Raw genomic sequence first — 12,503 nt, forward strand, 5'->3', positions numbered from 1 at the left:
GGAGCCGCCGAACCGGGGAATGAGCCGCACTCGAGAAAGTCGATTCCCTTTTCGGTTTCTCGGTTTTCGCCCCTCGTTCATGCACTCTTCATTCAGCGCTTGACGGCCTTCTTCAGGGCCCGCGCCCGCCGCACCACCCGCCGGGCCGTGGAGTTGCGGGGCAGGAAGGACAGCCGCTCGGGGATGCCGCCGGGCAGGCCCAGCGAGGTGAGCCGGCGCTTCTTGAAGTAGCGCTGGGTGCGCGGGCCGAGGTGCTGGGCGAGGAAGCGCTCCGCCGCGGGCCTGAGGTCCGACTGGATCTGCGGCTGCATGGTGAAGCCGACCGCGCCGACCAGCCCGCTGAGCAGCTCGCTGTCGACCGGGTCCTCGCCCTTGCGGTTCTCCAGGTCCGGCAGCAGCGCGTCCGCCAGGGTGACCGGCAGCCGGTTGCTGTTCTGGTACGGCGTCAGCCGGTCCAGCAGCGGCCCGGTGCCGATGCGGGCGACGGGAAGGTCGTAGAACGCGGACGCGGTGAACAGCGCGGTCGAGAAGCAGCCCACGACCAGCGCGGGCCGCGCCTTGGCGAACAGCACCTCGGCGAGGACGGGGATGTCCAGCACGGTGAGGTCGACGCCGAGCTTCTCGGCCTCGGCCTCCAGGGCGCGGCTGTAGCGGGCCGGCGCGGTGGGGTGCGGCTTGAACACGATCGCGCGGTGCCCGCGCTCGACCGCCCCCCGCATCATCCGCACGTGCAGGTCCTCCTCCTCGGCCGGGGAGAGGATGTTCAGCGCGGACAGGTACTGGCCGAGCAGCAGGGCGGCGCTGTCCGGGAGGTCGGGCAGCTCCCCGGCGGCGCCGGTGAGTCCGCTCATGACCTTGAGGAACGCGTCCGTCGGGACCACCTGCGCCGGCACGTCGAACTCGGTGAGCAGCAGCGGGGTCAGGCCGGGCACCAGGTCCAGGTGGAGCAGGCGCCGGACGCGGGTGCCGACCAGCGGGTCGAGCTTGTTGCGGGTGGGGCCGTAGCTCATCAGGCCGTCGGCGTAGACGTGGACGGGGGCGCCGGTGAAGATCTGCGCCAGGCCGAGCGCCGGGTTGACCTGGATGGACTCCACGACCAGCTCGACCCGGTCGTCGCCCAGCCCCCACAGCAGCCGCAGATAGCGCTCGAACAGCGGCAGGTCGTCGGGGCGCGGCTGCCAGGCGCCGGGGTGGAAGGGGCGGATCGCCTCGTTGAACGACAGGACGTCGTCGAAGTGGTCGCGCAGCGTGCCGAAGCCCGGCATCTCGTCGACGGCCGGGGTGGTCTCCGGCGTCGCCGAGTTGTTGAACACCAGCAGCACCCGCCGGTCCGGCTCCTCGAAGCAGTCGGAGTCGATCGCGGCGGCGAGCGTGGCCGCGCCGTACAGCGTGGAGACGCAGAAGATCTGGGTGGTACGGGACATCAGGCAGCCGCCTTCGCTGTGGTGATCCGGCGCCGCAGCCGCCGCAGCTTGGAGGCGCGCCGCAGGTCCATGGTGTCGAGTACGTCGCCGAGGGCATCCTGCGGCATGCGCTTTATGGCCGCCGCGCTCATGATGCGCAGCTGCTTGGCCACCGACGGTTCGAACTTGTCGATCTCCGACAGGTGGTGGGCGATGATCGCGCAGTAGGTGCGCACCGCCTTGGGCAGCAGGCGGTCGGCGTCGCGGTCGGCCGCGGTCTCCTCGATCACCTGGTCGAAGGCGCGGATGAAGTCGAGCTGGCGGACGTCACCGATCTGCGTGAGGGAGCCGGCGACACCGCGCCGGTAGAACACGCCGAGCAGGCTCACCACGGCGAAGGACTCGGCCTCGCGGTGCAGCTTCCAGATCCACGGCCGGTCCTCGGCCGTGCGCAGTCCGTCGGTGAAGTGCAGGACGCCCTTCTCCAGCAGCCGGCGGTGGAAGGCCCCGGCCCAGGCGTAGGCGTAGTCCACGGAGGTGGTGCGGTCGGCGGGCAGGATGTGGTCGCGCGGGTTCATCACCTCGTCGCGGCGCCCGACGGGGGCGCGGTGCACGGTACGGGCGCGGTGGGTGGCCTGGACGTGGTCGGTGCGCACGAAGTCGCAGCCCAGCTCCTCGATGGCGGCCACCAGCTCGCCGTAGTAGCCGGGGGCCAGCCAGTCGTCACCGTCCAGGAAGGTGATGTATTCGCCGGTCGCGACGTCGAGGCCGGTGTTCCGTGCGGTGGCCAGCCCTCCGTTTTCCTCTCTGCGGATATAGCGCACCTGGGCGACCTCGGAGAGTTCTTCGGCCGCGCGTTCGAGAATGGCCGGCGTCTCGTCCTTCGATTTGTCGTCGACCAGGATGAACTCGAAGTCCCGCCGGGCGTTCGCGCGAAGGCTTCGCAGGTTGTCCGGGGCGTATTGCTGCACGTTGTAGAACGGCACGATCACGGAGAGCTTTGGCACGGGCAAAAGCCTAGGAGGCGGCCCGGCTGCGGAACTTTCCGGTGAGGGTACGGGGGGTGAACTCAATGTGTCGGAACGGTGCATCCCGTGTACTTCCTGGGCTTCGGCGAGCCAGTTCGGCTCTCGGTGGGTTGCTGTTAACTTTTCGTTGAGGCGAGGTTGGCCAACAACTAGAAATTGCTTCCTAGCGTCTAGGACGTGCCACCAAGTACAACGAAGCCCACGCGGATCGCAGTACTCGCCGACTCGGACACCCGCTGGAAATGGGGTGCGCTGACGGCGAGCCGTATCGCTCCGGGCCGGTCCATGGAAGCCGGACCGCAAGGCGAGGCGCAAGTTGCCGCTGCCCTGGACGGATTTCTGCTGCGCGGCCGGGCGACCCCCACGCCCCGCCAGCTGGCGGAAGTGGGCGTACGCGCCGACTCGCTCACGGAGGTGACGGCCGTCGAATTCCTGCGCGTCATGGCGCGGGAGTCGTACGACGTGCTGGTGCTCTCCCTGGTCGGCGGCGGTGTGCAGGCGATGCTGCACGGACTGAAGCGCGTCTGGGAGGACCGCGAGAAGCGCCCCGTGGTCGTCACCGGCTACGTCGGCGTCGTCTACGAGAAGCTCGCCGACGGGCTGCTGCTGCGGCACGGCGCGGACCTCGTCCTCGCCAACTCCCGCCAGGACGCCGAGCGGTTCCGCGCGGTGTACGACGGGGTCGGCGCCGACTCCTCGGCGGTCACCGAGGTGGCCCTGCCGTTCCTCGGCGGTGCCAAGTACACCGGCGAACACGACCCCTACACCGTGGTGTTCGCCGCACAGCCGTCGGTCCCGGAGAACCGCAGGGACCGCACCTACCTGCTGAACCGTCTGGTCCAGCACGCGCGGCTGCACCCCGAACGCGAGGTGCTGCTCAAGCTGCGCTCCAAGCCCGGTGAGCACACCACCCACATCGAGGAACTGCCGTACCAGAAGCTGGCGCAGAGGCTCGGCGAACTGCCCCCCAACTTCCGGCTCGTCTACGGCAACATGGGCGAGGTCCTGGACCGCACCGACCTGCTCGTCACGGTCAGCTCGACGGCCGCGCTGGAGTCGCTCCACCGCCGGATCCCCACCGTCGTCCTCACCGACCTCGGCGTGCGCGAGGTGCTCGGCAACCACCACTTCGTCGGCTCCGGCTGCCTCGCCTCCTGGGACCAGCTCGACGCCGGGCACCGGCCCGCGCCGGACGCCGACTGGGTGGCCCGGCAGGGCGTCGCCGCCGGCGGTTCCCCCTCCGGGGAAGGCTCGTACGAGACCGCCTTCGACGCCGCCCGGGAGCGGATCGCCAAGCTGCTCGGGCAGCCCGGCGGTCTGCCGCCCCTGACGCCGTACTACACACCGGCGACCGCCCCCGGCTATCTGCCCGGCATCCTCGCCCGGCACCACCTCGGTCCCGACGGCACCCCGCTGCCCGGCGCCCCCGCGCACAACAAGGAGCCCGGCCCGGTGCGGCAGATCGTGCGCCGCGCCGCACGCGGCGCCTACCGGCACGGCGTCCAGCGGGTCGCGCCCGTCATCCGGCGGATGGGGGAGCTGTGAGCCGCACCAACCCTGGTCAAGGAGTAGTTCCCATGTCCAACCCGGAAGAGGTCCACGGCGCGACGGTGCGCCGCGTGCTCGCGGTGATCCCCGCGCGCGGCGGCTCCAAGGGTGTGCCCGCGAAGAACCTCGCCCCGGTCGGCGGCGTACCGCTGGTGGCACGGGCGGTCCGCGAATGCCTGGCCGCCCGGCTGGTGACCGACGTCGTCGTCTCCACCGACGACCAGGCCATCGCCGCCGCCGCCCGCTCGGCCGGCGCCGAGGTCGTGCTGCGCCCCGCCGCCATCGCCGGTGACACCGCCACCTCCGAGGCCGCCGTCCTGCACGCCATGGACGCCCACGAGGCGCTGCACTGCGCCCCGGTCGACGCCGTGCTCCTCGTGCAGTGCACCAGCCCGTTCCTGATCCGCGAGGACATCGACGGGGTGGCCGGCGCGGTCGTCGAGAACGGCGCCGACACGGCCGTCACCGTCGCGCCGTTCCACGGGTTCATCTGGCGCGACGCGGACGCCGAGGCGGAGGCCGACACCGTGGTCACCGCGGCCGACTCCCGCAGCACCGGCGGCGGTTACGGCGTCAACCACGACAAGTCCTTCCGCCCGCGCCGCCAGGACCGCCCGCAGGACCTGCTGGAGACCGGCGCCGCCTACGCCATGGACGCGTCCGGCTTCCGCGAGCACAAGCACCGCTTCTTCGGCCGCACCGAGCTGGTGCGCACCGACCCCGCGCGCGTGCTGGAGATCGACGACCCGCACGACCTGGCCCGTGCCCGCGCCCTGGCCCCGCTGTTCGACGCGGACCGCCCCGGCGCCCTTCCGACCGCCGCCGACATCGACGCGGTCGTACTCGACTTCGACGGCACCCAGACCGATGACCGGGTGCTGATCGATGCCGATGGACGGGAGTTCGTCTCCGTGCACCGCGGGGACGGCCTCGGCATCGCGGCCCTGCGCCGCAGCGGCCTGAGCATGCTCATCCTGTCCACGGAGCAGAACCCGGTCGTCGCCGCCCGGGCCCGGAAGCTGAAGATCCCGGTGCTGCACGGCGTCGACCGGAAGGACCTCGCGCTGAAGCAGTGGTGCGAGGAGCAGGGCATCGCGCCGGAGCGCGTGCTCTACGTCGGCAACGACGTCAACGACCTGCCGTGCTTCGCCCTCGTGGGCTGGCCCGTGGCGGTCGCGAGCGCCCACGACGTCGTACGCGGCGCCGCACGCGCGGTCACCACCGTTCCCGGTGGTCTCGGCGCGATCCGAGAGATCGCCGGCTGGATCCTCGGACCCTCTCTCGACTCTCTCGACCCCTCCACCAAGTAAGGAAAAGTTCCTGCCATGAGCACCAACTCCCGCCTGCGCACCTTCGGTACCCGCGAGGTCGGCCCCGGTAAGCCCGTCTACATCTGCGGCGAGATCGGTATCAACCACAACGGCGAGCTCGAGAACGCCTTCAAGCTCATCGACGTGGCCGCCGAGGCGGGCTGCGACGCGGTCAAGTTCCAGAAGCGCACCCCGGAGATCTGCACCCCGCGCGACCAGTGGGACATCGAGCGCGACACCCCCTGGGGCCGGATGACCTACATCGACTACCGCCACCGCGTGGAGTTCGGCGAGGACGAGTACGCCCAGATCGACGCGTACTGCAAGGAGAAGGGGATCGACTGGTTCGCCTCCCCGTGGGACACCGAGGCCGTCGCCTTCCTGGAGAAGTTCGACGTCCCCGCCCACAAGGTCGCCTCCGCGTCCCTGACCGACGACGAGCTGCTGAGGGCGCTGCGCGCCACCGGCCGTTCGATCATCCTCTCGACCGGCATGTCGACGCCGAAGCAGATCCGCCACGCCGTCGAGGTCCTGGGCAGCGACAACATCCTGCTCTGCCACGCCACCTCGACGTACCCGGCGAAGGCCGAGGAGCTCAACCTCCGCGTGATCAACACGCTGGAGAAGGAGTACCCGAACGTCCCGATCGGCTACTCCGGCCACGAGACCGGCCTGCAGACCACGCTCGCCGCCGTCGCCCTCGGCGCCACCTTCGTCGAGCGCCACATCACCCTCGACCGCGCCATGTGGGGCTCCGACCAGGCCGCCTCCGTCGAGCCGCAGGGCCTGCAGCGCCTGGTCCGCGACATCCGCACCATCGAGGCCTCCCTCGGTGACGGCGTCAAGCAGGTCTACGAGTCCGAGCTGGGCCCGATGAAGAAGCTGCGCCGCGTCCAGGGCGTCGTCGCCGAGGCGGAGATCGCCGCCGCGGCCGGCGAGCCGGTCCAGGTCTGACCTTCGCGTCAGACACCGACACACCCCATACAGCCATACGACGGGACGGTCGTACGCCGATGAGCCCCCGCGCCGGGAATGCCGGCCCTCACACTCTCGCCTTCGTCGAGAGTCCGGTACAGCTCCTGAACGTGCTGGAGTGGGCGCATGTCCACGCCCCCGGCGCGGGGCTCACGCTCGTGGTCCTCTCGCCCGTCGATCCGATGACCCGCGGTCAGCTGCGGCGGATGGCGGAACTGGCGCGTGAGGAGGGCTACGAGGTCCGCTGGGAGGAGGCGCGCGGCGGCGCGTCGGCACCCTTCCGGACGATCGGCGGGCTCATGGGGCTGCTGCGCCGCGCGGAACGGATCGTCATGGGCGACCCGTTCTCGCGGTACGTGCAACTGCTGCTGACGATCACCCGGGCGCGCGAGCTGGTGGTCGTGGACGACGGGACGGCGACGATGGAGTTCGTCACCCAGCTCGCCCGCGGCGAACGCCTGGTCCGCTGGCACCGGCGGGGCGCCCGCCCCGGGCCGCGCGACCTGCTCTTCGCCCCGGTGTCGTCCTCCGCCCGGCGCCGCCTGACACCGGGCGGGCAGCGCCGGGTCGAGGTGTTCTCCTCCATGCCGATCGAGGAGGCCCCGGGCGGCGTCAAGGTCACCGGCAACGAATTCGCCTGGACCCGCGCCCGCTTCGGCCCGCCGCGCATCACCAAGGGCGCGGACATGGTCGGCACCTCGCTGGTGGAGACCGGCGTGGTGGACGGCGACCGCTATCTGGAGGCGGTGCGCTCCCTCGCCAAGGCCCACGGCGCCCGCCGCTACTTCGCGCACCGCCGGGAGAGCGCCGAGAAGCTCCACCGGCTGGCGGTCGAGACGGGCCTGGAAGTGGTCCGCCCCGATCTGCCCCTGGAGCTCATCGCCCGCCGCGGCCCGGTGGGCCGCACCATCCTCAGCTTCCCCTCGACGGTCGTCCACACCCTCCCGTTGGCCCTGGCCGGCACGGAGGTCCGCGTGGCGGTCTGCGACATCGACCCCGACTGGCTCACCCGGACGGCCTCACCCCGCGCCCAGGGTTTCCTGGACGGCGTCACGGGCACGGCCCGTGACGTGCACCGGCTGTCGGCGGTGCAGGCGGTATAGGCCCCCGGCCGACCCGGCCAGGCGCCGGTGGGGCCTGCGCCCGGCCGGCCCGGCCGACCCGGCTCCGGCAGGCGCCGGTGGGGCCTGCGCCCGGCCGGCCATGGCCCGGCAGGCCCCAACGGGCCTGCGACCGGCCCGGCAGGCGCTAGCGAGGCCTGCGGGCCAGGAGGAAGGCCCTGGCGTACTTCTCCCCCCCGTCCGCTTCGCGCCGCACCCGGGCGTACGGTGCGAGCCCGGCCTCGATCAGCAGCTGCTCCACCTGTTCGGGCGTACGCCAGTAGTAGTCGAGCGCGATCTCGTGCCCGAAGCGCTCCGAGATGTGGAGGTGGTCCTCCGCTTCGGTGGTCTGGAACGACAGCAGGACGGGGGCACCGGGCCGCAGGACCCGGTGGAACTCGGCGAACGTGGCCGGCAGGTGCTCGTCGGGTACGTGGATGACCGAGTACAGCGCCGCGATGCCGCCGAGCGTCGCGTCCGGCAGGTCCAGGCCGGTCATCGACCCTTCGTGGAAGCGGAGCCCGGGGTGCGCGCGACGGGCCAGGGCCACCATCCGGGGCGACAGGTCCACGCCGAACACCGGGAGGCCGAGGTCGTGCAGCAGCGCGGTGACGTGGCCGGGGCCGGAGCCCAGGTCGGCCACCGGAGCGGGGGAGTGGGTGCGGGCCAGTTCCGCGAAGGCGCCGACCACGGCCCGGTCGAGCGCTACGCCGCCCATGGCGTCAGGGAACCGCGACGCGTAGTCGGCGGCGATGGCGTCGTACGAGGTGCGGGTGGCTTCCAGGAAGGTCATGTCCACGTCGGTCACGGTCGCGCAGGCTACCGGGCGGGCGCGTGGCGCGGGGGTCCGTCAGGTGAACGGATGCGCGCGTGTGGGGTCTGACGTGGTATGCGTGGAGGAGAGGGTGGTACTCGTGATCTACCCGATCCGAGGAAATCGGGCGAGTTTACCCACCCCGACCGATACCTATGCGTCCGACGGCCAGATTTTCTTCCCCTAACGGGCTGAACTTTTGTTGATCTCAGGTCAGTTGACCGTCCGGGCGTCCTACCCTTCAGAGGGTGAAGCAACTGATGTCACTGGAGTCCGACGCCGATCTCCTCGAAGCGGCCGGAGCGGCGCGCGCCGCCCTCCCCGGCCGGCTTCCCGAGCCGCTGCGTGCCGAACTCGTCGCGTTCCGTCGCGACTTGCACATGCACCCGGAACTGGGCAACCAGGAGTTCCGTACGACCGCCGCGATCAAGGCCCGGCTGGAGAAGGGCGGCCTGCGGCCGCGCGTCCTCGCCGCCGGCACCGGGCTCGTCTGTGACATCGGCGTCGACGGTGACCAGCGGCGCGGCGGGTCCGAGATACTCGCCATGCGGGCCGACATCGACGCTCTGCCCATCCCGGACGCCAAGACCGAGTGCCCCTACCGCTCGACCGTCCCCGACCGCGCGCACGCCTGCGGCCACGACGTGCACACCGCCGTGGTGCTGGGCGCCGGGCTGATCCTCGCCGACCTGCACCGGCAGGGGCGGCTGCCGCAGCCGGTGCGGCTGGTGTTCCAGCCCGCCGAGGAGGTGCTGCCCGGCGGTGCCGCCGACGCCATCGACTGCGGGGTGCTCGACGGGGTGAAGCGGATGATCGCCGTGCACTGCGACCCCCGGGTGGACGCCGGCAAGATCGGCCTGCGCGAGGGCCCGATCACCTCCGCCTGCGACCGCCTGGAGATCGCGCTGGACGGCCCCGGCGGCCACACCGCCCGCCCGCACCTGACCACCGACCTGGTGACCGCCGTCGCCCGTGTGGTGACCGACGTGCCCGCGCTGGTCGCGCGCCGCGTCGACACCCGCAGCGGCCTGGCGGTGACCTGGGGACGCATCGAGTCGGGGCACGCCCCGAACGTCATCCCGCAGCACGCCGAGCTGTCCGGAACCGTGCGGTGCCTGGACATGGAGGCGTGGCGGGAGGCCCCCGACATCGTCCACGCGGCGATCGACGAGGTGGCCAACCTGCACCGGGCCAAGTCGGAGATCAACTACGTCCGCGGCGTCCCACCCGTCGTCAACGAGCCGGGCGTCACCGAGCTGCTCAACGACGCCATGACCGCACGCCGCGGCCCCGAGTCGGTGGAGGCCACCGACCAGAGCCTCGGCGGCGAGGACTTCTCCTGGTACCTGGAGCAGGTCCCCGGCGCGATGGCCCGGCTCGGCGTCCGCACCCCGGGCGAACGCACCGTCCGCGACCTGCACCAGGGCGACTTCGACGTGGACGAGTCGGCGATCACGGTGGGCGTGGAGCTGTTCACGGCGGCGGCCCTGCTGGACGCGGGCCGGTAGCGGCCGGACGGGAACGGGCGAGCCACCCGTTCCCCCGGTGCGCCTCTCCGTTCCCCCGGTGCGCCTCCCGCGGTAAGGGTTCTTTCCGGTTGGGCCCCCGCCCGGCCGGGGCAGCCTTGTGCGGGTAGCGGTCGGGCCTGCCCTGAAGCACGCCGGGATCGCCCCAGGTGCGCACCATTCGAGCCGGTGGTTCACAAGGACGTAACCGGCCACCGGCACGAATGGATAACGGCCATGCAGAACCCCGTTCCCAGGAGTGTCTACGCGCGTTAATGTGCGCCGAACCGAGCACCCACTGCGGGGCTTTGGAGAATGGGGAACTTCAGATGCGTCGGATATCCAACCTGACCCGCGTCGCGGTGGGGGTCGCGTCGCTCGCGCTCGCCGTCACGGCCTGCGGCGGTACCAGCGGTGACAGCGGCGGAGACAGTGGTTCCAAGGAGGACCTCGGTCTCGCGATCGCCTACGACATCGGCGGCAAGGGCGACCAGTCCTTCAACGACGCCGCGTACGCCGGACTGCAGAAGGCCGCGGACGAGTACGGCTACAAGACCGCCGACATCGAGCCCACCGAGGGCGAGACCGACGCCGACAAGGAGCAGCGCCTGGCGTCGCTCGCCCGCCAGGGCTACAACCCGGTCATCGGCGTGGGCTTCGCCTACGGCCCGGCGATGAAGGCCGTCGCCTCGAAGTACCCGGACACCACCTTCGGCATCGTGGACTCGGTCGTCGAGGGCGACAACGTCGCCTCCCTCGTCTTCGCCGAGGAGCAGGCCTCCTACCTCGCCGGCGTCGCCGCCGCCAAGGCGACCAAGACCAACACGGTCGGCTTCATCGGCGGCGTGGACATCCCGCTGATCCACAAGTTCGAGGCCGGCTTCGAGCAGGGCGTCGAGGACACCAGCGGCGGCAAGGTCAAGGTCCTGTCGCAGTACCTGACGCAGACCGCCGAGGAGGGTGGCTTCTCCAGCCCCGACAAGGGCAAGGCCGCCGCCGAGGGCCAGATCGAGAAGAAGGCCGACGTCGTGTACCAGGCGGCCGGCCTGTCCGGGCAGGGCGTGATCGAGGCCGCCGCGAAGGCCAAGGTCTGGGCGATCGGCGTCGACTCCGACCAGTACGAGCAGGAGGCGCTGGCGTCCTACAAGGACTACATCCTCACGTCCGCGCTGAAGGACGTCGGCGGTGCGGTGTACGAGCTGGCGAAGTCCGTCGAGGGCGGCAAGCCGCTGAGCGGTGTCAAGACCTTCGACCTGAAGGTGGACGGCGTGGGCCTGTCCGACAGCAACCCGGAGTTCGCCAAGATCGCGGGCCTGCAGGACGCCGTGGAGAAGGCCAAGGAAGGCATCATCGGCGGCTCGATCAAGGTCCGGACCGAGTAGCTCCCGGCGCCTGAGCAGGCGAAACGGGCAGATTCGTACGAAGCGGGCGGGTGTCGCGGACACCCGCCCGCTTCGTCGCCCCGGCGCCCGGCGGGCTCTTTGCGGGTGGCAATGCTCCGACCTGGGGCCCGAGTGTCGTTGGCCACGGCCGCATAACAAGGTGGACAGAAGGGGTTTTCAGGTTGGTCTACGCGCGTTAATCTGCGGCGAAGCCAGCGCCGAAGCCGAACCGTACGGCGCTTGTACGACAGGAGCACCACACATGCGCCGGGTTTCCCGCATAGCGGTCGCAGGCGCAGCGACCGCATCCCTCGCCCTCGTCCTCTCCGCCTGCGGCGGCACCTCCACCGACAGCTCGTCCGCCGAGTCGCAGGGCGACAAGGGCCTCGCCATCGCCTACGACGTCGGCGGCAAGGGCGACCAGTCCTTCAACGACGCCGCCTACGCGGGCCTGGAGCGGGCGAAGAACGAGTTCAAGTATGAGACGGCCGACATCGAGCCCACCGAGGGCGAGACGGACGCCGACAAGGCGCAGCGCCTGGCCTCGCTGGCGAAGCAGGGCTACAACCCGGTGATCGGCGTCGGCTACGCGTACGCGCCGGCCGTCGAGGAGGTCGCGGCCAAGTACCCCGACACCACCTTCGGCATCGTCGACGACTCCCAGGTCCAGGCCGACAACGTGGCCGACCTGGTCTTCTCCGAGGAGGAGGCCTCGTACCTGGCCGGTGTGGCCGCCGCCAAGAGCACCAAGACCGACGTCGTCGGCTTCGTGGGCGGCGTGGACATCCCGCTGATCCACAAGTTCCAGGCGGGCTTCGAGCAGGGCGTCAAGGACACCGACCCGAAGGTCAAGGTCCTCTCCCAGTACCTGACGCAGACCGCCGAGGAGGGTGGCTTCTCCAGCCCCGACAAGGGCAAGACGGCCGCCGAGGGCCAGATCGAGAAGAAGGCCGACGTCGTCTACGCGGCGGCCGGTCTGTCCGGTCAGGGCGTGATCGAGGCCGCCGCCGCCAACAAGGTGTGGGCGATCGGCGTCGACTCCGACCAGTACAAGCAGGAAGCCCTCGCCAAGTACAAGGACAGCATCCTCACCTCCGCCACGAAGGACGTCGCCAAGGCCGTCTACAACCTTGCGAAGTCGGTGGAGGACGGCAAGCCGGAGACCGGTATCGTCAGGGGCGATCTGAAGACCGGTGAGGTGGGCCTCGCGGACTCGAACCCGAAGTTCGCGGACGACGCCGAGCTCCAGGAAGCCATCGAAGCGGCGAAGGAGAAGATCATCAACGGCGAGATCAAGGTCAAGAGCAGCTGACAAGCAGTTGCCGAGCAGTCGGTAACCGCGGGGTTACGTCCGCTCAACGGGGTGCGGGGAGGCTTTCTCCCCGTACCCCGTTGTCCCGGAGCGTCACCCCGCTTTGTATGCCGTAGGGGCGCTACG

Annotated in this window: 10 protein-coding genes; 7 read left to right on the plus strand and 3 right to left on the minus strand. The window is 70.9% G+C overall.

Translation table 11 applies throughout. The features are described 5' to 3' along the window. Window positions 1-92: 92 nt before the first annotated feature. Window positions 93-1,424 carry an alpha-2,8-polysialyltransferase family protein gene (locus tag IPT68_RS22460; protein WP_189700903.1) on the minus strand — a complete coding sequence of 444 codons (1,332 nt, stop codon included), beginning with the start codon at window positions 1,422-1,424 and terminating at the stop codon, window positions 93-95. Then, window positions 1,424-2,410, minus strand: coding sequence for a glycosyltransferase family 2 protein (locus tag IPT68_RS22465; RefSeq protein WP_189700902.1), 987 nt, complete (start codon window positions 2,408-2,410; stop codon window positions 1,424-1,426). Before IPT68_RS22465 ends, IPT68_RS22460 begins: the two co-directional genes overlap by 1 nt. Window positions 2,411-2,608: 198 nt before the next feature. On the opposite strand from IPT68_RS22465, the gene IPT68_RS22470 reads away from it, so the two are divergent. The 4 genes from IPT68_RS22470 to IPT68_RS22485 are packed head-to-tail and all read left to right on the plus strand — an operon-like array spanning window position 2,609 to window position 7,367. Then, complete coding sequence (locus IPT68_RS22470) at window positions 2,609-3,976, plus strand: DUF6716 putative glycosyltransferase (RefSeq protein ID WP_189700901.1); 1,368 nt, start codon at window positions 2,609-2,611, stop codon at window positions 3,974-3,976. A 32-nt stretch (window positions 3,977-4,008) separates the two neighbouring features. Continuing rightward, window positions 4,009-5,289: an N-acylneuraminate cytidylyltransferase gene (locus tag IPT68_RS22475; protein ID WP_189700900.1), complete on the plus strand. Its 1,281-nt coding sequence runs from the start codon at window positions 4,009-4,011 to the stop codon at window positions 5,287-5,289. Between the two features lie 15 nt (window positions 5,290-5,304). Next, window positions 5,305-6,243 carry an N-acetylneuraminate synthase family protein gene (locus IPT68_RS22480; RefSeq protein WP_189700899.1) on the plus strand — a complete coding sequence of 313 codons (939 nt, stop codon included), beginning with the start codon at window positions 5,305-5,307 and terminating at the stop codon, window positions 6,241-6,243. A 59-nt stretch (window positions 6,244-6,302) separates the two neighbouring features. Beyond that, on the plus strand, window positions 6,303-7,367 hold the full coding sequence (locus IPT68_RS22485) for a hypothetical protein (RefSeq protein ID WP_189700898.1): 1,065 nt from the start codon (window positions 6,303-6,305) through the stop codon (window positions 7,365-7,367). A gap of 145 nt (window positions 7,368-7,512) precedes the next feature. Here IPT68_RS22485 and IPT68_RS22490 read toward each other — a convergent pair whose 3' ends face one another. Beyond that, entirely contained in the window at window positions 7,513-8,172 is a 660-nt protein-coding gene (locus IPT68_RS22490; protein WP_373300715.1) for a class I SAM-dependent DNA methyltransferase, read from the minus strand. Window positions 8,173-8,438: 266 nt separating this feature from the next. On the opposite strand from IPT68_RS22490, the gene IPT68_RS22495 reads away from it, so the two are divergent. The 3 genes from IPT68_RS22495 to IPT68_RS22505 all read left to right on the plus strand — a co-directional run bounded on the left by IPT68_RS22495 (window position 8,439) and on the right by IPT68_RS22505 (window position 12,377). Further along, window positions 8,439-9,686: an amidohydrolase gene (locus IPT68_RS22495; RefSeq protein ID WP_189700981.1), complete on the plus strand. Its 1,248-nt coding sequence runs from the start codon at window positions 8,439-8,441 to the stop codon at window positions 9,684-9,686. A 326-nt stretch (window positions 9,687-10,012) separates the two neighbouring features. Then, on the plus strand, window positions 10,013-11,065 hold the full coding sequence (locus tag IPT68_RS22500; RefSeq protein WP_189700897.1) for a BMP family lipoprotein: 1,053 nt from the start codon (window positions 10,013-10,015) through the stop codon (window positions 11,063-11,065). Between the two features lie 262 nt (window positions 11,066-11,327). Beyond that, window positions 11,328-12,377, plus strand: coding sequence for a BMP family lipoprotein (locus tag IPT68_RS22505; RefSeq protein ID WP_189700896.1), 1,050 nt, complete (start codon window positions 11,328-11,330; stop codon window positions 12,375-12,377). Window positions 12,378-12,503: the final 126 nt, after the last annotated feature.

Origin of the sequence: Streptomyces chromofuscus (assembly GCF_015160875.1) — a bacterium.
Taxonomy (GTDB): domain Bacteria; phylum Actinomycetota; class Actinomycetes; order Streptomycetales; family Streptomycetaceae; genus Streptomyces; species Streptomyces chromofuscus.